19 protein-coding genes and 1 pseudogene are annotated in these 19,036 nt (G+C 71.0%); 9 read left to right on the top strand and 11 right to left on the bottom strand.

The genetic code is table 11. The features are described 5' to 3' along the window. On the bottom strand, positions 1-171 hold a 171-nt coding region (gene ndhC, locus ACZ5XS_RS34780), incomplete at its 3' end, for an NADH-quinone oxidoreductase subunit A (RefSeq protein ID WP_468658132.1). A 745-nt stretch (positions 172-916) separates the two neighbouring features. On the opposite strand from ndhC, the gene ACZ5XS_RS34775 reads away from it, so the two are divergent. Further along, a complete protein-coding gene (locus ACZ5XS_RS34775) occupies positions 917-1,726 on the top strand; it encodes a C40 family peptidase (RefSeq protein WP_217235281.1) in 810 nt (269 codons plus the stop codon). 164 nt (positions 1,727-1,890) lie between these two features. After that, positions 1,891-2,517 carry a peptide deformylase gene (gene def / locus ACZ5XS_RS34770; RefSeq protein ID WP_468658125.1) on the top strand — a complete coding sequence of 209 codons (627 nt, stop codon included), beginning with the start codon at positions 1,891-1,893 and terminating at the stop codon, positions 2,515-2,517. A gap of 52 nt (positions 2,518-2,569) precedes the next feature. Here the strand turns inward: def and ACZ5XS_RS34765 are convergent, their stop codons facing one another. Beyond that, complete coding sequence (locus tag ACZ5XS_RS34765; RefSeq protein WP_217235283.1) at positions 2,570-3,859, bottom strand: geranylgeranyl reductase family protein; 1,290 nt, start codon at positions 3,857-3,859, stop codon at positions 2,570-2,572. 70 nt (positions 3,860-3,929) lie between these two features. On the opposite strand from ACZ5XS_RS34765, the gene ACZ5XS_RS34760 reads away from it, so the two are divergent. Continuing rightward, positions 3,930-4,508: a GNAT family N-acetyltransferase gene (locus ACZ5XS_RS34760; protein ID WP_468658122.1), complete on the top strand. Its 579-nt coding sequence runs from the start codon at positions 3,930-3,932 to the stop codon at positions 4,506-4,508. A gap of 146 nt (positions 4,509-4,654) precedes the next feature. Next, positions 4,655-4,954, top strand: coding sequence for a PASTA domain-containing protein (locus tag ACZ5XS_RS34755; RefSeq protein WP_254400720.1), 300 nt, complete (start codon positions 4,655-4,657; stop codon positions 4,952-4,954). Here ACZ5XS_RS34755 and ACZ5XS_RS34750 read toward each other — a convergent pair. Together ACZ5XS_RS34750 and ACZ5XS_RS34745 are read right to left on the bottom strand one after the other, a co-directional pair. Continuing rightward, positions 4,948-5,649 carry a demethylmenaquinone methyltransferase gene (locus ACZ5XS_RS34750; RefSeq protein WP_468658120.1) on the bottom strand — a complete coding sequence of 234 codons (702 nt, stop codon included), beginning with the start codon at positions 5,647-5,649 and terminating at the stop codon, positions 4,948-4,950. The genes ACZ5XS_RS34755 and ACZ5XS_RS34750 overlap by 7 nt on opposite strands. Positions 5,650-5,685: 36 nt before the next feature. Then, the gene (locus tag ACZ5XS_RS34745; RefSeq protein ID WP_468658118.1) at positions 5,686-5,871 is read right to left on the bottom strand and encodes a hypothetical protein; all 186 of its coding nucleotides are present in this window, start codon (positions 5,869-5,871) and stop codon (positions 5,686-5,688) included. A gap of 315 nt (positions 5,872-6,186) precedes the next feature. On the opposite strand from ACZ5XS_RS34745, the gene ACZ5XS_RS34740 reads away from it, so the two are divergent. Then, on the top strand, positions 6,187-7,227 hold the full coding sequence (locus tag ACZ5XS_RS34740) for a chitinase (protein ID WP_468658116.1): 1,041 nt from the start codon (positions 6,187-6,189) through the stop codon (positions 7,225-7,227). A 17-nt stretch (positions 7,228-7,244) separates the two neighbouring features. Here the strand turns inward: ACZ5XS_RS34740 and ACZ5XS_RS34735 are convergent, their stop codons facing one another. From ACZ5XS_RS34735 to ACZ5XS_RS34715, 5 genes are all read right to left on the bottom strand, one after another. After that, positions 7,245-7,901 (bottom strand): imidazolonepropionase-like domain-containing protein, encoded by a 657-nt coding sequence (locus tag ACZ5XS_RS34735; protein ID WP_468658114.1) that lies wholly within the window; start codon positions 7,899-7,901, stop codon positions 7,245-7,247. A gap of 7 nt (positions 7,902-7,908) precedes the next feature. Further along, positions 7,909-9,108: a cyclic dehypoxanthinyl futalosine synthase gene (mqnC, locus tag ACZ5XS_RS34730; RefSeq protein WP_468658112.1), complete on the bottom strand. Its 1,200-nt coding sequence runs from the start codon at positions 9,106-9,108 to the stop codon at positions 7,909-7,911. A gap of 72 nt (positions 9,109-9,180) precedes the next feature. Continuing rightward, positions 9,181-9,990 (bottom strand): prepilin peptidase, encoded by an 810-nt coding sequence (locus tag ACZ5XS_RS34725; protein ID WP_468658110.1) that lies wholly within the window; start codon positions 9,988-9,990, stop codon positions 9,181-9,183. After that, the gene (locus tag ACZ5XS_RS34720) at positions 9,987-11,735 is read right to left on the bottom strand and encodes a serine/threonine-protein kinase (protein ID WP_468658108.1); all 1,749 of its coding nucleotides are present in this window, start codon (positions 11,733-11,735) and stop codon (positions 9,987-9,989) included. The genes ACZ5XS_RS34725 and ACZ5XS_RS34720 overlap by 4 nt, the downstream gene beginning before the upstream one ends. A gap of 63 nt (positions 11,736-11,798) precedes the next feature. Next, positions 11,799-12,647 carry a menaquinone biosynthetic enzyme MqnA/MqnD family protein gene (locus ACZ5XS_RS34715; protein WP_468658106.1) on the bottom strand — a complete coding sequence of 283 codons (849 nt, stop codon included), beginning with the start codon at positions 12,645-12,647 and terminating at the stop codon, positions 11,799-11,801. A 298-nt stretch (positions 12,648-12,945) separates the two neighbouring features. Here ACZ5XS_RS34715 and ACZ5XS_RS34710 point away from each other — a divergent pair, with 298 nt between their 5' ends. Next, positions 12,946-13,149 carry a cold-shock protein gene (locus tag ACZ5XS_RS34710; RefSeq protein WP_003992177.1) on the top strand — a complete coding sequence of 68 codons (204 nt, stop codon included), beginning with the start codon at positions 12,946-12,948 and terminating at the stop codon, positions 13,147-13,149. 203 nt (positions 13,150-13,352) lie between these two features. After that, positions 13,353-14,021: a class I SAM-dependent methyltransferase gene (locus tag ACZ5XS_RS34705; protein WP_468658104.1), complete on the top strand. Its 669-nt coding sequence runs from the start codon at positions 13,353-13,355 to the stop codon at positions 14,019-14,021. On the opposite strand, the gene kstD is transcribed toward ACZ5XS_RS34705, so the two are convergent. Both kstD and ACZ5XS_RS34695 read right to left on the bottom strand, forming a co-directional pair. Beyond that, positions 14,018-15,811: a 3-oxosteroid 1-dehydrogenase gene (gene kstD / locus ACZ5XS_RS34700; RefSeq protein WP_468658102.1), complete on the bottom strand. Its 1,794-nt coding sequence runs from the start codon at positions 15,809-15,811 to the stop codon at positions 14,018-14,020. The two genes, ACZ5XS_RS34705 and kstD, sit on opposite strands and share 4 nt — an antisense overlap. 141 nt (positions 15,812-15,952) lie before the next feature. Continuing rightward, positions 15,953-17,866 carry an AMP-dependent synthetase/ligase gene (locus ACZ5XS_RS34695; protein WP_468658100.1) on the bottom strand — a complete coding sequence of 638 codons (1,914 nt, stop codon included), beginning with the start codon at positions 17,864-17,866 and terminating at the stop codon, positions 15,953-15,955. A 317-nt stretch (positions 17,867-18,183) separates the two neighbouring features. Here ACZ5XS_RS34695 and ACZ5XS_RS34690 point away from each other — a divergent pair, with 317 nt between their 5' ends. Together ACZ5XS_RS34690 and ACZ5XS_RS34685 are read left to right on the top strand one after the other, a co-directional pair. Further along, a complete protein-coding gene (locus ACZ5XS_RS34690; RefSeq protein WP_468658098.1) occupies positions 18,184-18,306 on the top strand; it encodes a hypothetical protein in 123 nt (40 codons plus the stop codon). Then, positions 18,306-19,036 (top strand): annotated as a pseudogene (locus ACZ5XS_RS34685) (hypothetical protein); the annotation flags it as partial. The gene ACZ5XS_RS34690 and the pseudogene ACZ5XS_RS34685, both read left to right, overlap by 1 nt.

Here is a 19,036-nt window from a genome sequence, read left to right as displayed (position 1 = left end):
GAATCGCCCGCCGCCGGCCGGCGTGGGGGTCGGCTCGATTCCGCACTCGTAGGCCTCGAGCTTGGCGCGGTTGTACCGCTTCGGACCGATCAGCGTGGCCATGACCACGGAGAAGATCGCAAAGCCTGCCCCGAGGGCTCCCAGTACGAGGATGGGCGCATACGCGTTCACCGCTCCTCGCTCCTCTCAGTCGGCACTGACTGCTGGCGATGGCACATCGGGCTCGCTGCGCCTCACACGCCCCACGGGCCTCGCCCATCCCGGCGAAGATCGCGAACATGTGAAGCAGGTCACAAGCCCAACTGCCTCGCATCTTATGCCTGCCACTCTGTGATCTGCGACACGGGGTATTGCACAAGCTTTGTGATCTCCACCACCTGATGAAGGATCATGAAGTCAGATGAGTGTCGATCTTCGTACGAGAAGCGTCCGAGTGATCACGAGAGGTGACATTTCCGCTCGTCGGCGCAGGTCGAAAGGTGAGTCTCCATATCAAGAGACTTCCCTTGCATGCAAATTGGTGCTGGACCATGCGCCTTGGTAGAGGGCCGCGTTCACACATCAGAGGGAGTCGCGCTGCGCGATGTGGACACGTGCACACATTCACGAGCCCGGGCCGACGGATTCCGCACACCGGACGCACCCACATCCGTAACCGTTGCGTGACCTCCACCACATCCATGAGAAGCACCTGAGAAGCGGGGTTGGCCACCTGTCCCAACCAGTGGTAGGCGGCGGGCAATTAGGACGTAACAGCGAAAGAGCGTGATCACGGGCTTGGTGACCCGTGCCCGCAATGTCCGTTACGGCGTCAATAAAGGACCACGCGGCAGGTGTTCGGGGGTCCGATTGAACAACTGTGGCGCACCACACGTTTCTTGAAGGTATGGAGGAGCCCCTGATACCGGTTGTTCTCATGTCCCACACCGCTCACATACGCAGCCACCGGAAACCCCGCCGCAGCGCGTCGAAAATCGCGATGCGGGCCGGAGTTGCCGGTGGCGTTCTCAGCACCCTGGCAGTGGCCGGGGCGTCAGGTTCGGCGAACGCTGCCGAACCCGTGACGCAGACGCTCGAACTGCCCACCCTGACGGCCGACCTGGCCGCGCAGGTCGCCGAGTCCGCCGACGCCACGCAGCAGGCGGCGGCGAACTACCAGCTGCAGGCTGAGCGTGACGCAGCCGCCGCAAAGGCCGCGAAGCAGGCCAAGGCGGACCTCGCGGAGGCGAAGCAGAAGGCCGAGGCCAGGAAGAAGGCCGCCGAGGAGGCCGCTCGCAAGGCCGCTGCCGAGCGCGCGTCCCGCACCACCGAGCGGGCCACCCTGTCCGCCTCGGCGAGCGCAGACACGTCCACCAGCACGTCCACGGCCACCGGTTCGGCCGCCGCGGTCATCGCCTTCGTCAAGGCGCAGGTCGGCGACGCCTACGTCTCCGGCGGCACCGGCCCCAACTCGTGGGACTGCTCGGGCCTCGTCCAGGCCGCCTTCAACCAGATCGGCGTCAGCCTGCCGCGCGTCTCGCAGGACCAGTCGACCGCCGGCACCCAGGTCTCGCTCGACAACCTGCAGCCGGGCGACATCCTGTACTGGGGCAGCGCGGGCAGTGCGTACCACGTGGCGGTGTACGTCGGCGACGGCATGTTCGTCGGCGCGCAGAACCCGTCCACGGGCGTCGCCGAGAAGCCGATGTCCTACGACCCGCCCACCGGAGCGGTGCGGGTGCTCTGACGCACAACCGTACGGAAGGGACCGCAGCCGCTCGGGGGCAGCGGTCCCTTTCTGCTCACCGCGCGCCTCGTCAAGCCGGTCTGGCCGGTCTGGCCGGTCTGCTTCTGGGGCTGCCGTGCCTGTTCTGATGTCCTGTGCTTCCACACAGGACAGGAGAACCAGTCATGCCGAGCGTTTTCGTCCAGGGGAAGCCCGTCGACTCGTACCCCCCGCTTTCTCCCGAGGCCCGGCGCGGGTCGGTCCGGCGTATCACCGAGGTGGGTGAGGAGGTTCTGCACAAGCCGTGCCGGGACGTGACCGAGTTCGGTCCCGACCTCGCCGCGCTCATCGACGACATGTTCCTGACGATGTACGTGGCCGACGGCGCGGGACTGGCCGCGAACCAGGTCGGCGTCGGGCTGCGGCTGTTCGTCTACGACTGCCCGGACGACGACGGTGTCCGGCATGTCGGGCACATCGTCAACCCCGTGCTGGATCCCCTCGACCCGGCCGGGCGACGGCTGCTCGACGAGAACGAGGGCTGCCTGTCGGTGCCCGGCGCCGTGATGGACGTCCCCCGTCCGGACCTGGCCGTCGTGCGCGGGCTCGACAAGCACGGCGAGCCGCTCGTCATCGAGGGCACGGGGTACTTCGCCCGCTGCCTGGCCCACGAGACCGACCATGTGAACGGGCACGTGTATCTCGACCGGCTCTCCAAGCGGGAGCGGAAGGACGCGCTGCGGCAGGTGGCGGACCGGCGCGACGAGGTCTTCGCCCGCCGGGCCGCCAACATCGAGGCTCTGAGCGGATAGTCGCGCCCCGCCTCAGCGCTCTGCCGATCCGCAGACTTCCGTCCCGCCTCGGTCACGCCTTCGGCGCCACCTTGCTCAGCCCGTTGATGATGCGGTCCATCGCGTCGCCGCCCGTCGGGTCGGTGAGGTTCGCGAGCATCTTCAGCGTGAACTTCATCAGCAGGGGGTGCGACAGCCCGCGCTGGGTCGCGATCTTCATGACCTTCGGGTTGCCGATGAGCTTCACGAAGGCGCGGCCCAGCGTGTAGTAGCCGCCGTAGGTGTCCTTGAGGACACGGGGGTAGCGCTGGAGGGCCAGTTCGCGGCCCGCGGGGGTCGAGCGGGCGTGGGCCTGGACGATGACGTCGGCGGCGATCTGGCCGGACTCCATGGCGTAGGCGATGCCCTCGCCGTTGAAGGGGTTGACCAGGCCGCCGGCGTCGCCGACCAGGAGCAGGCCCTTGGTGTAGTGCGGTTGGCGGTTGAAGGCCATGGGGAGTGCGGCACCGCGGATGGGCCCGGTCATGTTGTCGGGGGTGTAGCCCCAGTCCTCCGGCATCGACGCGCACCAGGCCTTCAGGACCTCACGCCAGTCGAGTTCCTTGAAGGAGTCCGAGGTGTTGAGCACACCCAGGCCGACGTTCGAGGTGCCGTCACCCATGCCGAAGATCCAGCCGTAGCCGGGCAGCAGCCGGTCTTCGGCCCCGCGCCGGTCCCACAGTTCCAGCCAGGACTCCAGGTAGTCGTCCTCGTGACGCGGCGAGGTGAAGTACGTACGGACCGCGACGCCCATCGGGCGGTCCTCGCGGCGGTGCAGGCCCATCGCCAGCGAGAGCCGGGTCGAGTTGCCGTCGGCGGCGACGACGAGCGGCGCGTGGAAGGTGACCTCGCGCTTCTCCCCGGTGTCACCGAGCTTGGCGTGCACGCCGGTGATGCGGCCGGTGCGGTCGTCGAGGATGGGCGCGCCCACGTTGCAGCGCTCGTACAGCCGCGCGCCCGCCTTCTGCGCCTGGCGCGCGAGCTGCTCGTCGAAGTCGTCGCGCTTGCGGACGAGACCGTAGTCCGGGAAGGAGGCGAGATCCGGCCAGTCGAGCTGGAGACGGACGCCGCCGCCGATGATGCGCAGGCCCTTGTTGCGCAGCCAGCCGGCCTCCTCCGAGATGTCGATGCCCATGGCGACGAGCTGCTTGGTGGCGCGCGGGGTGAGTCCGTCGCCGCAGACCTTCTCGCGCGGGAACTCGGTCTTCTCCAGCAGGAGTACGTCGAGCCCGGCCTTGGCGAGGTGGTAGGCGGTGGTGGAGCCGGCTGGCCCCGCGCCGACGACGATCACATCGGCGGTGTTTTCGGAGAGGGGCTCGGTCACGGCGGGATCTCCCCAAGTTCGGAATCTGCGTGCCGGCGGGCACTGGACATGGGCAGTCTATTCAGCAGAATTGATCACCCGGCTGAAGGGCTGCCCAGTGAACCGAGCTCTGCCCGTAGTACGGCTGCGTGTCCCCACCGACGAGGACGCCGTCGCCTGGCACCGGACCTTCGCCCACCCGGACGTCATGGAGTTCCAGGGCGGCAAAGCGGCGGAGCTGTCCGTCTACGAAGAGCTCACCGCCCGCCAGCGCCGCCACGACGCCGAGCGCGGATACTGCCTGTGGACCATGCTCGACGAGTCCGGGCAGGTCATCGGCTTCACGGGCGCCCAGCCGTGGGAGCGGACCTGGGGGCCCACGGGCGAGATCGAGATCGGCTGGCGGCTCGGGCGCGAGCAGTGGGGCCGGGGTTACGCCACCGCGGCCGCGCGCATCACGCTGGAACGGCTGCGGGCGGCGGGCGTGCCGAGCGTGGTCGCCATGGTCGACGCCCGCAACACCCGGTCCGTCGCGGTCACCCGGAGGCTGGGCATGCGCCTCGCCGAGGTCTTCCGGACACCGACGTCGGAGCGGGAAGGGCACTGCTACCGGCTCGACCTGGAGACAGCCGGAGAGAGCCGGAGACAGCCGGAGACCAGTTCGGAATAACCGACAGTAACCAACTGTCACAGAAAGACACCTGCCGCTTCCGGACGCTGCCCGGCCGGGGTTACCCTGCCAGTACCGCTGGGGGTGACATCTTGCGCATACCACCCAATTCGCCCGAGGTGCGGGTGCCGAAGCTGGTCGGTCTGATGGCCGTCGACGCGCGCGAGGCGGCCGAGACGGGCGGCGTACTTCTCGCCGCCCCCGACCGGCCGGACTTCCGCCGCACGGTCGTGGAGTACGTCGTACGCCAGTACCCGCCACCCGGGGCCGCGGTGCCGCACGGGGCCGTGGTCACCGTGTGGTTCGACTTCGGCGAGGGTGAGGGCGGCGGCGGTGCGGGCGTGCACGAGCCCCGCGTACCGCGCCCGGGCGGCGGCGGTATGGAGCGTGAGCTCGACGAGCCGGGAGATCCCTTCGCCGTGGCCGGGTTCGGCTCGCCCTACTGACCGCTCGCCTTGAATCCCCGGTGCAGCGCCACGATCCCGCCGCTCAGGTTCCGCCAGGCCACCGTCGACCAGCCGGCCTTCTGCAGGCGCTCGGCCAGCGCGGGCTGGTCGGGCCAGGCGCGGATGGACTCGGCGAGGTAGACGTACGCGTCCGGGTTGGACGACACCGCGCGCGCGACCGGCGGCAGGGCACGCATCAGGTACTCGGTGTACACGGTCCGGAAGGGCGCCCAGGTCGGGTGCGAGAACTCGCAGATCACGACCCGGCCGCCGGGCCTGGTCACCCGGTACATCTCGCGCAGCGCCGCGTCGGTGTCCTGCACGTTGCGCAGTCCGAAGGAGATGGTGACGGCGTCGAAGGTGTCGTCCTTGAAGGGCAGCCTCGTGGCGTCGCCCGCGGTGAACGGCAGCCAGGTGTGCTTGCGCTTGCCGACCTGGAGCATGCCGAGGGAGAAGTCGCAGGGGACGACGTACGCGCCGGTGCGGGCGAAGGGCAGCGAGGACGTGGCCGTACCGGCGGCCAGGTCGAGGACCTTCTGCGCGGGCCGGGCGTCGACGGCCTTGGCGACCTCTCTGCGCCACACCCGGTCCTGACCGAGCGAGAGCACGTCGTTCGTCAGGTCGTACCGTTCCGCCACGTCGTCGAACATCGAAGCGACTTCGTGCGGCTGCTTGTTCAGGGAGGCGCGGGTCACGGGGGCCATTGTTGCAGTACGTCCCCGCGTGCCCGCTCAGGGGAGCAGGCGTGGTTTCCTCTTCGCCGCCACGTCCTCCACCCATCCGCACGCCAGGACGAACGCCGCGATGGCCGAACACTGGCCCGTCTTCGGACCCGTTGCCGCGTTTGCGGCGGCGACCGTGCACAGCGGTGGCAGGGGCGACAGCCGCGCGGTGTCGAGGGCAGGCTCGGAATGCATTCCCAGGGTATTCCGGATATCAGGGAGCCTTTATGTGTCCTGAACTCGGACGTGCTTGTGAGAGAACCATGAGAAACACGGAACCCTGTCATTCTGCTGAGAGATTCCCGGAAAGGCTGCGCAACCGAGAGCGGAAGGAATGGAGTTGAATGCCCGGATTACCCGCCCGTCAAGCACCTTTTGACCGCCTCTGCCCGTGAAGCGCCTGTGCGGCTCCCGTCCGCCCGAAGCTCGGCCCGTGTGAGACATTTCCACTCCGGAAACACGCTTTGTTTCCGGCCTGGGACAGAGGTCACAAGAGCGGGAGCATACTCAATGCGGAGTTTCCTGAAGCCGGCGGCCGGGCTCACCTGCCTGTTTGCCCTGGCCACCGCGGGGTGCTCCGCGGGATCCGACGACACCTCCGACGCGGCGGCGGCGACGGCGCCCTCCGCTCCGGAGCAGTCGAGCGCGTCCCGTGCCGAGGAGGCCGCGCCGAGCACCGTGTACGCCCCCTACGTGAGCGCCACGACCGCGTCCGGCAACGACTCGGCGGGCTCCCCGACGACGTACAACCTGGCCTTCGTGATCTCCGGCGGCGGCGACTGCACGCCGAAGTGGAACGGGACGGAGGCCATCGCCGACTCGGCGGTGACGGGCCGAATCGCGCAGCTCAAGGAGGACGGTGCCACGGTCCGCGTCTCCTTCGGCGGCGCCTCCGGCGAGGAACTGGCGGCGACCTGCGGCAGCGCGTCCGAGCTGGCGGAGGCGTACGGCAAGGCGCTGGACGCGGCCGGCTCGGCCCAGGCCGACTTCGACATCGAGGGAGACGAACTCACCGACGCCGACTCGGTCGCCCTGCGCTCCGAGGCGATCGCGGCGTTGCAGGAGGAACGCACCGGCCTCCAGGTCTCCTTCACGCTCCCGGTCATGCCCTCCGGCCTCGACGACGACAGCCTCGCCCTCCTCAGGTCGGCCAACGAGCACGACGTGCAGGTCTCCACCGTCAACCTGATGACGATGAACTACGGCGAGTCGTACGGCGGCGACATGGGCGACTACGCGCTCACCTCCGCGAAGGCCGCCCATGGCCAGCTCAAGGACGTGTTCGGGCTCGCGGACGCGGCCGCCTGGCAGGGCATGGCGCTGACGTCGATGATCGGCGTGAACGACGTGGCCAACGAGACGTTCACGCTCTCGGACGCCGCCCAGGTGCGGTCGTTCGCGGAGGAGAAGGGGATCGCCTGGGTGTCGATGTGGTCGACGTTCCGGGACCAGCGGTGCGAGGACGACAACGCCTCGCGGAAGGACGCGTTGACCGACTGCAGCGGGGTGGAGCAGAGTTCGGGGGCGTTCGCCAAGGCGTTCGCGGGCTGAGGAGGCTGAGCGGGGCGCTATCGGCGCCGGTGCACCAGGCGTCCGCCGACGACCGTCGCCACGCACGTCACCGCTCCGCGTTCGGTGAGCGCGGCCTCGTCCGGGACGTCGAAGACGGCGAAGGTCGCGTCCGCCCCGGGGTGCGATGCCAACGGGGTGAGGATCGCCTCCGCCAGTTTCCGCCCGGCCAGCGGGTCGAGCGAAGGCGGACCGGTCGGTGACTCGAAGCGCTGTTCGACGCTCAGCCCCGCCCGGTGCACGGCGTCGGCCACCGCCGGCCGCCGCAGGTCCCCCGCCACCGCGACGGTCCCGTGCGCGAGCATGCGCTGCACCCCGCGCCGCGCGCTCGCACCCCGGCGGGCGTCGGTCAGGGCGCCGCTCTCGACGAGCGCCGCGAGCGCGTCCCCGGTCAGCGGCGCGGTGCCCAGCTCGTCGGCCTCGCGCGGATCCGGATGGTAGGCCAGCTCCAGCAGTTCGGGCCCGTGAGGATTCAGCAGACCCGGCGTCAGCAGCCCCGGCCAGCGCCGCACCCGGGCGGTCGGACGAGCCGCCGCCAGCTCCTCGTAAGGGCCGACGGCCGCGATCACCCGGCCGTCCACCAGCACCGCGCCGTCGGGCACGGCGGGCCGCCGGTCCCCGAGGACCAGGAGACCGGCGGTGTGGATCGTCAGCATCGGGGCCCTAGTTGGACGCGAGCAGCTTCAGCTCCGGATGAGCCGTGCCGCCCGCGATCGCCGTGGAGGAGATGTGGGACATGACGCGCTCGTCGACGGGGTCGTTCGCCGGGTCGTCGTGGACGACGAGGTGCTCGTACGTCGTCGCCCGCTGGGCCGGGACCCGTCCCGCCTTGCGGATGAGGTCGATGATCTCCATCCGGTTGGAGCGGTGCTTGGCGCCGGCGGAGGAGACGACGTTCTCCTCCAGCATGATCGAGCCGAGGTCGTCCGCTCCGTAGTGCAGCGACAGTTGGCCGACCTCCTTGCCGGTGGTCAGCCACGAGCCCTGGATGTGGGCGATGTTGTCCATGAACAGCCGCGCGATGGCGATCATCCGCAGGTACTCGAAGAGCGTGGCCTGCGTACGGCCCTTCAGGTGGTTGTTCTCGGGCTGGTAGGTGTACGGGATGAAGGCGCGGAAGCCGCCCGTCCGGTCCTGTACGTCACGGATCATCCGCAGGTGCTCGATGCGCTCGGCGTTGGTCTCGCCGGTCCCCATCAGCATGGTGGAGGTGGACTCCACACCCAGCCCGTGCGCGGTCTCCATGATCTCCAGCCAGCGCTCGCCGGACTCCTTCAGCGGGGCGATCGCCTTGCGGGGACGCTCGGGCAGCAACTCGGCGCCGGCACCGGCGAAGGAGTCGAGACCGGCCGCGTGGATCCGCGTGATGGCCTCCTCCACACTCACCTTGGAGATCCGGGCCATGTGCTCGACCTCGCTCGCCCCCAGGCTGTGGATGACCAGCTGCGGGAAGGCCTGCTTGATGGCGGAGAAGTGCTCCTCGTAGTACTCGACGCCGTAGTCCGGGTGGTGACCGCCCTGGAACATGATCTGCGTCCCGCCGAGCTCGACGGTCTCCGCGCACCGGCGCAGGATGTCGTCCAGGTCGCGGGTCCAGCCCTTGGCCGCGTCCTTGGGGGGCGCGTAGAAGGCGCAGAACTTGCACGCCGTGACGCACACGTTGGTGTAGTTGATGTTGCGCTCGATGATGTACGTCGCGATGTGCTCGGTCCCCGCGTACCTGCGCCGCCGTACGGCGTCGGCGGCGGCGCCCAGCGCGTGCAGCGGGGCGTCGCGGTAGAGGAGGAGCGCCTCCTCGGGGGTGATGCGCCCACCTTCGGCGGCACGGTCGAGGACGGACTGAAGGTCGGCCTTCTCGGTCACCGGGGGCGTCCCTTTCGTATGGGGTGAGGACGGTCCGAACCAGCCTACGCCAGCCCTTTTCGGCGCCGGCCTTCAGGCCGCGTACGCGCCCGTCAGCAGTCCCAGGTACGCGCCCGCGATCAGGAACGGCCCGAACGGGATCGCCGTCCGGCGCCCGGCCCGCCGCGCCACCACGAGCGCACCGCCGTACAGCGCCCCCCACAGGAACCCGGCGAGGGTGCCGAGCAGCACGGTCCCCCAGCCGTACCAGCCGAGCACGGCCCCCGCTCCGAGCGCGAGCTTCACGTCGCCGAAGCCCATGCCGCCGGGGTTGACCAGCCACAGCACGAGGTAACCGGCGCCGAGCGCGAGCGCGCCCAGCGCGGCGGACGGCCAGTTCCCGGCGTGCTCGGGCACCAGCGCGACCAGCCCGAGCAGTACCAGGGCCGCGCCGGCGAGCGGCAGCGTCAGCACGTCGGGCAGCCGCTGCACCCGGAAGTCGACGACGGCCAACAGCACCCCCATGGGCGTGAGCAGCAGCCAGACGGCGATCTCGGGCCGGGTGTCGGTGGCGGCGGCGAGGCCGGCACAGAGGAGGGCGGTGACGAGAGCGAGGACGGGGGTGCGGGGGCCGTACCTGCCCCGCGCGGACACCTTCGTCACGACCGTCCCGTCGCCCGCCGCCACCACGACGGCCCCGCCCGCGCACCCCCCGCACCGCGCCCGCCCGAGCCACCCCCGGATCGGATGCCCGCCGGGACACCGCTGCCGCCAGGCCTCCTCCGGGGGCACGGAGAACCGGTAGGCGGCGCGGGGCACCAGCGCCCCCGTCACCGCGCCCCACACCGCGGCGACGGCGATCAACAGGCCGGACAGACCGAACGGGCCGGACAGACCGGTCATCCCCGCTCGACCTTCGACAGCCGTGCCTGCGGCCGCCCCGAGTCCTCGCTGTCCGAGTCGTACCGCAGGTCGTCGCCGACCGGCGTGATCCGGACCGTGTGGGCGGCCTGGCTGCACACGCCCCGGTTCGACTCGGCGCCGACGGCGGTCGCCACGACCTGCCGGTTCGTCACCCTCTTCAGGGTCAGTACGTCGTCGCAGACACCGCCGAGCACATCCGTGTGCCGCAGTGTGCCCAACTTCTCGCCCACCTCGGCCTTCCCGACGGTCAGCCGGAAGGTCCCCATGGGAAGCGTGCCGCCGAGCGCGGCGGCCTGTCCCTCCCAGGTACCGACGTACTTCACCGGTACCACGGCCGCGTCGCTGTCGGCGCTCGTGCTCGGTGCCGAGGAGTGGGCGCTGTCGGAGTCCCCGGCGGCGCCGGGGCTGTTGTCGTCCGGCAACAGGTCGAACACCAGCACCGAGCCGACCGTCACCGCAGCCAGCGCGCCCGCGACAGCGAGGGCCACCGTGCAGCTGAGCCGGCGCCCTCGGCCGGTGGCCGCGGGGGCCGCCGTGGCGGACAGGGACACGGAGAGCTTGCCGGGACCGCGGTCGGAGGGTGCCGCGTCCTGCGGCTGCGGCTCGTGCGGGTCCCGGGGCCCGGGGACGGGCGGCGCGGGCGTCTCCCCCGCGGCCGAAGCCGCCGCCGAAGCCGAAGCCGGAGTCGAGGTCGGAGTCGGACTCGGGGTCGGGGTCGGGGTCGGGGTCGGGGTCGGAGCCATGACCGGTGGCGGGCCGAACTCCCCCAGCGCAGGCGCCGCCTCCGAGGCCCTGCTGAACTCCACCGGCCCGGACGTCACCTCCTGTGCCGTCTCCAGGTTCAGCAGCCGTACGGCCCCCCGGCTGACCTGCTCGACCAGCACCCCCGGCAGCCACCCGCCCGCGACCAGGCGCGCCGCGCCCTCGGGTGCCAGCTTCCGGGCCACTTCCGCGGGCGTCGGCCGGTCCTGTGGCTCCTTGGCCAGGCAGGCTTCCACCAGCGGCCGCAAGTCGTCGTCGAGGGAGCCCAGTTCCGGGGGCTCGTGGACCACCCGGTAGAGCAGGGCCGCCGAGGAGTCGCCGCGGAAGGGCGCCTCCCCGGTCGCCGCGTACGCCAGCACGGCGCCCAGCGAGAAGACGTCCGCCGCTCCGGTCGCCCCGTTGCCCAGGATCTGCTCGGGCGACATGTATCCGGGGGAGCCGATCGAGACACCGCTGGAGGTCAGGGAGGCGGTACCGTCCGTGGCCCGCGCGATACCGAAGTCGATCAGCAGCGGTCCGTCCAGCGTGAGCAGCACGTTCGACGGCTTCACGTCCCGGTGCACCAGCCCCAGTTCGTGCACCGCCGTGAGCGCTTCCGCGAGCCCCGCTCCCAGCGCCCGTACCGAACGCGCGGGCAGCGCGCCCCCGTCCGCGACCGCCGCCGACAACGACGGCCCCGCCGCGTAGGCGGTCGCCACCCACGGCACCGCGGCGTGCGGGTCCGCGTCCAGGACCGGCGCGGTCCAGGCGCCGCCGACCCGGCGCGCCGCGTCGACCTCGCGGCGGAAGCGGGCGCGGAACTCCTCGTCCAGGGCGAAGTGCGGGTGCACGATCTTCACGGCGACCGTGCGGCCGCCGGCGCTGCGGCCGAGGTAGACCCGGCCCATGCCGCCGGAGCCGAGCCGGCCGAGCAGCCGGTAGGGCCCCACGACCGTGGGTTCGTCGACTCCGAGCGGCTGCATGGCGTCATTCCTCCCCCGTACGCCTCACGTCCTGGGCAGCGTAGCCCTGAAGGCCGCCGCGCCTCATGGCTGGAGCAGGTCGACCTTCACATCCGCGGGGAAACCGGTCGTCGGGCCCACCCGGCGGGCGAACTCGGCGACCGCCGCGAGCTGCGGGTCGCCGAAGCGGAAGTCGAGGGTCGTGAAGTAGCGCTCCAGGACCTGCTCGTCGAAGGCCTCCCAGCGGGCCGCCTGCTCGGCGACCTTGCCGACCTCCTCCAGGGAGAGGTTGCGGGAGGCGAGGAAGGCCTCGTGCACCTTGCGGGTGATGGCAGGCTCGCGCTCCAGGTAGTCCCGGCGGGCCGCCCACACCGCGAAGACGAACGGCAGCCCCGTCCACTCCTTCCACAGCGCACCGAGGTCGTGCACTTCGAGCCCGAACCTGGGCCCGTCGAGCAGGTTCGCCCGCAGTGCCGCGTCCCCGATGAGTACGGCCGCCTCGGCCTCCTGCATCATCAGGCTCAGGTCGGGCGGACAGGTGTAGTAGTCGGGCCGCACGCCGTAACGGTCCGACAGAAGGAGCTGGGCCAGGCGTACGGAGGTGCGCGAGGTCGAGCCGAGCGCGACCCGGGCGCCGTCCAGCTCGTCGAGCGGGACCTTCGAGACGATCACGCAGGACATCACCGGGCCGTCGCAGCCCACCGCGATGTCCGGGAAGGCGACCAGGTCGTCCGCGTTCCTCAGGAACTCGACCAGCGTGATGGGCCCGATGTCGAGGTCTCCCCGCACCAGCTGCTCGCTGAGCTTCTCCGGGGTGTCCTTGGTCAGCTCGAAGTCGAGGAGCGTGCCGGTTCTCGCGAGCCCCCAGTACAGGGGCAGGCAGTTGAGGAACTGGATGTGGCCGACGCGCGGCCGGGTGCGAGAAATGTCCACATCGCGAGACTAGACCCCATGGGGTAGCGTGCAGGGCTCAGGGTCGGACTCGGATCTGTCAAGCCCGAGACGGCTCTTTCAAACGTCCGGGTGACGTGATCTTGACCTCTATTGCATTCGGCTGCCTGCATGCTAGGCTCGCCGCAAGTTGCAGTTTGGTTTCCCTTGCAGTACAGAGCCTGCGGAGCATGTGACCGCGGGCTCTAGTCGTTTTCAGACGTATGCAGTTGTGCGGCATTTTTGTTTTCACACTTGCAGGTTCTGGAGCAGGGCAACCCTTTGGGCCCAAGGAGGGCTTATGGCTACCGGAACCGTGAAGTGGTTCAACGCCGAAAAGGGCTTTGGCTTCATCGCCCAAGAAGGCGGCGGCCCCGACGTCTTCGTCCACTACTCCGCGATCAACGCGAGCGGCTTCCGCTCGCTGGAGGAGAACCAGCAGGTTTCCTTCGACGTGACCCAGGGCCCGAAGGGCCCGCAGGCGGAGAACGTCACCCCTGTCTGAGTTCATGAGCCCAAAGCTCTGATCCGGAATCGACAGCAGTACCCAAGGAGCCCCGCGCCGCAAGGCGACGGGGCTCCTGCCTTTGCTTAAAGTAGCGGCGGCCGGAGTGGCGGCGGCCGGAGTGGCGGCGGGTCGCGGGCCGCGGGAGGGGCCCGGCCGGCGGCCGGGGCGGCTGTCAGTGGCTGCCGCTAGGGTCCCCGCCCATGACCGAAGCCGATTTCCTGACCGCCACCCGCACCTTCTACGACACCGTGGCCGAGGACTACGCCGCCCGGTTCCTGGACGCGCTCGCGAAGAGGCCGTTGGACCGGGCCGTGCTCACCGGGTTCGCCGAACTCGTCACCGCGGGCGGAGCCGACGGTGAGGTGGCGGACCTGGGCTGCGGGCCCGGGGAGGTGACCGCGTACCTGGCCTCGCTCGGCCTGCCCGTGTTCGGGCTGGACCTGTCGGAGTCGATGCTGGCGATCGCCCGCCGGGAGCACCCCGGCCTGCGTTTCCAGCAGGGCTCGATGCTGGAGCTGGAGCTCGCCGACGGGGCGCTCGCCGGGGTCCTGTCCTGGTACTCGTCCATCCACACCCCTGTGGACCGGCTGCCCGGCCTCTTCGCCGAGTTCCACCGCGTGCTGGCACCCGGCGGCCACCTGCTCGTCGCCTTCCAGGTCGGCGACGAGCCCCGGTACCACGACCGCCCCTTCGGCCACCGGGTGTCGCTGGGCTTCCAGCGCAGGCGGCCGGAGGCCGTCGCCGAACTGCTGTCGGCGGCCGGCTTCGTCCTTGTCTCGCGGACGGTGCGCGAGCCGGACGACACGCTCGGGGAGCCGACCCCGCAGGCGGCCCTGATCGCCCGGAAGCCGCCGCGGGCCGTCGGCTAGAGCGCGCCCGCGAGGTCCAGTGCCGCGATGTACCCGAAGGTCATCGCCGGACCGATCGTCGAGCCCGCGCCCGCGTAGCTGTGCCCCATCACGGCGGCGCTGGCGTTCCCGGCGGCGTACAGGCCGGGGATGACCGAGCCGTCGGGGCGCAGGACGCGGGCCCGGGCGTCGGTGCGCAGGCCGCCCTTGGTGCCGAGGTCACCGGGGACGATCTTGAAGGCGTGGTACGGGGGCAGCCACAGGGGCGCGAGGCAGGAGTCGGGGAGGACGGCGGGGTCCGTGTAGTAGTGGTCGTAGGCGCTGTCGCCACGCCCGAAGTCGGGGTCGTCGCCCTTCACCGCGAGGGAGTTGAAGCGGTCGACGGTGGTGCGCAGGGCGGCCGCGGGGACGCCGATGGCGGTCGCCAGGGCGTCCAGGGTCCAGGCCTTGTGGGCCGCGCCGGAGCTGTACCAGTCGTCCGGGAACGGGAAGGCCGGCGCCACGTCCTTGAAGAGGTACCGGTTGCGGTAGTTCTGGTCGGTGATCAGCCAGGCCGGGATGTCGGGGTCGGTGGGGTGGCGCTCGTACATGGTGTGGACGACGTCGCTGTAGGGCGCGGCCTCGTTGACGAACCGGCGCCCCGCCGCGTTGACCAGCAGGCCGCCGGGGAGGGTGCGTTCGGCGAGGCAGAAGTACGGCTGGCCGGGGAGCGGGATGGCCGGACCCCACCAGGCGTCGTCCATGAGGGCGAGGTCGGCTCCCACGCGGTGGCCCGCCCGGATTCCGTCCCCGGTGTTCTCCTTCGCGCCGACGGTCCAGTCCGTGCCGATCGGCTGCTGCTGGTACTGCGCCCGCATCGCCGCGTTGTGCTCGAATCCGCCGGATCCGACGACGACCCCGCGCCGGGCGCGGAGCAGGCCGGGGGTGCCGCCCTGGGTGACCACGGCGCCGGTCACCTTCCCGCCCTCGACGAAGAGCTCGGTGAGCGGGGTGCCGAGCCGGACCGGCACTCCCGCGGTCCGGAGTCCGAGGCGCAGCCCCGCGGCCAGCGACTGGCCCATGGTGAGCGGCTTCTGCCCCAGTGCGGCGGCCTTCGTGCCCCGGGCCAGGCACTCGGCCGCGACGGCGATGCCCTTCGCGTTCACCGCGGCCAGGGCGAGCCACTTGTAGTCGGCGCTGAAGACGACCATGCCGGCCGGGACCTGGAGGTAGGGCGGGTTGAGGCGGGCGAGTTCGGCGCCGAGGAGGTTGCCGTCGAGCTGGTCGGGCTCGATGGAGCGGCCGTTCGGGAGGCCGCCGGGGAGCTCGGGGTAGTAGTCGCTGTACCCCTCCATCCAGCGGAACCGCAGCGGGCTGTTGGCCATGACGAAGGAGAGCATGGCGGGCCCGTGGGCGAGGAAGGCCCGCTGCCGGTCGGCGGGGACGTCGGCCCCGACGACGGCGGCCAGGTAGGCGGCGGCCTTGGCGGGGGTGTCGGGCACGCCGGCGGCGAGGATCACGGGGTTGTTGGGAATCCAGATCCCGGCGCCGGAGCGGGCGGCCGACCCTCCGAAGGTGTTCGCCTTCTCGACCACGACACAGCTCAGCCCCCGCTTGGCGGCCGTGAGCGCGGCGGTCATCCCGGCGGCGCCGGACCCGATGACGACGACGTCGTAGGTACCGAGGAGCGGCAGGTCGGCCGCACGGGCGCCTTGCCGGCCCCCGGCCGCGACGGCGAGGCCGGCACCGGCGGCGCCGGCGAGCAGGTGTCTTCGGGAAGGGCCGCCGGTCGGTCCGGTGCGTCGTCTCTCAGGGTCCGCGCTCGTGGTCATGGCTGCTCCAGCCCGCCGGGAACGATGGAGGTGCGGGACGGGAATGTCGCGCGGGGGCCTTGGGAAGTCAAGGGCCGTGCGGCTGGAGCAACTTCCTTGGCCTGAACCAGACATGAACCGGACTTGGGGTGAGACGCCCTCTCACCGCTCGTACAGCCCCTCCACCTCCTGCGCGAAGTCCTTCATGACCGCTTCCCTGCGCAGCTTCATCGACGGGGTCAGGTGGCCGGCCTGCTCCGAGAAGTCCTTCGGCAGGATCGTGAAACGGCGGATCGACTCCGGGCGGGAGACCAGCTTGTTGGCCTCGTCGACCGCGCGCTGGAGTACCGCTCTCAGCTCCTCGTCGTTCACGAGGAGTTCCGGCGGGACGGAGTGCTTGCCGTTCATCCGGCGCCAGTGGCTGACGCCGTCCATGTCGAGGGTGATGAGGGCGGAGATGTAGGGGCGGGTGTCGCCGAGGACCATGCACTGGGAGATCAGGGGATGGGAGCGGAGCCAGTTCTCGAGCGGCGCCGGGGCCACGTTCTTCCCTCCCGCCGTGATGAGGATCTCCTTCTTCCGGCCGGTGATCGTCAGGTAGCCCTCGTCGTCCAGGCGGCCGATGTCGCCCGTCGGGAACCAGCCGTCGGAGGACGAGGGGATCAGGCCGTTGCCGTGCGGGTCCCAGTAGCCGCGGAAGACCTGGCCGCCGCTCAGGAGGATCTCGCCGTCCGCGGCGATGCGGACCTTGGTGCCGGGCAGGGGCCAGCCGACGGTGCCGAGACGGGGTCTGAGGGGCGGGGTGACGGTGGCGGCGCCGGTCGACTCGGTGAGGCCGTAGCCCTCGTAGATCTCCATGCCCGCGCCCGCGAAGAAGGCCGCGATGGGGCGGCCAAGGGGGGAGCCGCCGGAGATGATGTGGCGGATGCGGCCCCCCATGGCGTTGCGGATGCGGCGGTAGACGAGGGGGTCGTAGCAGGCGCGGGCCGCTTTGAGGGCCGGGCCGGGGCCGCTGCCGGTGCCGGCCTTGCGGGCCTCGACCGCCTCGGCGTAGCGGCCGGCCACGCGGGTCGCGCGGTCGAAGAGGGCGACCCGGCCGCCGCTCTCCGCCTTGGCGCGCGCGTTGTTGAAGACCTTCTCCAGCATGTACGGGATGACCAGCAGGAACGTGGGTTTGAAGCTGCCGAGGTCGGCGAGCAGGTCCTCCGCCTTCAGGCTCGGCGCGTGGCCGAGGCGGACCCGGGCGCGGACACAGGCGACGGCCACCATGCGGCCGAAGACGTGGGACATGGGCAGGAAGAGGAGGGTGGAGAGTTCGCCGGCCGTCTTCGACTTGAAGACGGGGTGCAGGAGTTCGATCGCGTTGTCGACCTCGGCCAGGAAGTTGCCGTGTGTGAGGGCGCAGCCCTTGGGGCGGCCGGTGGTGCCCGAGGTGTAGACGACGGTGGCGAGCGTGTCGGGGCCCAGCACCCCGCGCCGTACGGCGATCTCCTGGTCGGGTACCTGCTGTCCGAGCTCGGCCAGGCGCTCCAGGTGGTTCTTCTCCAGGATCCACATGTGGCGCAGGTCGGGGAGGTGGCTGAGTTCGGGGCCCAGTGCCGAGGCCTGGGCGACCGTCTCCGTCACCAGGGCCACCGCGCCCGAGTCCTGGAGGATCCAGCGGGTCTGGTAGACGGAGGAGGTCGGGTAGATCGGGACGGTGACGAGGCCGGCGGCCCAGGCGGCGAAGTCGAGGAGCGTCCACTCGTACGTCGTGCGCGCCATGATCGCGACCCGGTCGCCCGGCACCAGCCCTTCCGCGATCATCCCCTTCGCGAGGGCGAGCACTTCCCCGGCGAACTCGGCCGCCGTCAGGTCCGCCCAGCCGCCCTCCTCGGTACGGCGGCTGAGCACCGGGTCCTCCGGCGCCGCGTCCGCGTTGTCGAAGGGCAGGTCGGCGAGCGACCCGTACGTGACCGGCGGGACGATCGGCGGGACGGAAACCTCCCGGACCTCTCCGTCCAGCCGCCGGATCTCCGGTTCCACGAGCACGGGCGCACCGTCGTAGTCGTGACCGGACGTGTAGGCGAGGGACATGGGGCAGCTCCAGGGGCGTGCAACAGTGTTCCGCTCTGTTGCATGTGGTACGTACGGGACGTACCGGGGCGTTCACCAGCGGTGCGCGGCTGACGGGTTACCGCGGGTTAAGACGGTGATCGTACGGCGCCGTCGTGGAAGGTTCGTGCGGGTTCGGGGGTGGTCCGGGGCCGGGGATGTGCAACCTCGGAGGTTATGTGAGCGACCCTCAGGTACGCTCCCGTGTCGCCGCCGCCAACCGCCCACCAGGCACGCTCTCGCCTTACCTGCGGTAACATTACTTCGGAGTAAGCAGAGATCCGCGTGGGGAGACGGCCATGGCCGACCGCTGCCTGAGGTTCACCGGCACCGCGCCCGGCCCTTTCCCGATCCGCCGGCCGGGGCTGCCGCATCCGGCCGCCCTGGTGCGGGTCCGCGGCCAGAGCCTGCCGGGGGCGTGATGTCCGTCGTCCTCACCCGGCCGCCCGCCCTCGCGCCCCTGCTCGCCCGCGGCGCGCTGCTCTCCCCCTTCAAACGCCCCCGCCCGGACGCGGACTTCCCCCGCACCCGGCTGGTGCTGCCCGGCCTGCGCGTCGACCTCGCCCGGCTGGCCGCGTACGAGCGGGTGTGCGGCTTCGCCACCGGGGACGACGCGCTGCCGGTGACGTATCCGCACGTCCTGGGCTTTCCGCTCGCGATGCGGCTGATGAGCGGGCGGGACTTCCCGCTGCCGCTGCTCGGACTCGTCCACACGTCGATCGAGATCACCCGGTACCAGGCGCTCCCGGCCACCGGAGAGTACGAACTCACCGTGGGCGTCGAGCGGTTGGTGCCGCACCGGCGCGGCACGGAGGCCGTCGTGGTCACGGAGGTACGGGCGGGCGGCAGCGTCCGGTGGGAGTCGAGAAGCACGTATCTCGCCCGGCACCGCACAAACGTCCACACCACGGAGCCCACAGAACGGGGACCGGAGCCCGGCGAACAGACCTGGGAACCCGGCGAACAACCACGGCAATCCGAACAGCAGGCACGGGACCCCGATGGACAGCCGCAGGAGCCCGGCCGACAGGCACGGGAACCCGGCGGGTGGTCGCGGGAGCCCGGCCAGCATGCACAGGAACCCAGCGGGTGGTCGCAGGAGCCCGGCCAGCATGCACAGGAACCCAGCGGGTGGTCGCAGGAGCCCGGCCG

It is taken from the genome of Streptomyces sp. NPDC033131 (assembly GCF_055578365.1).
The sequence above is the reverse complement of the archived record's forward strand: the minus strand, read 5'-3'. Positions and strand labels throughout refer to the sequence as shown.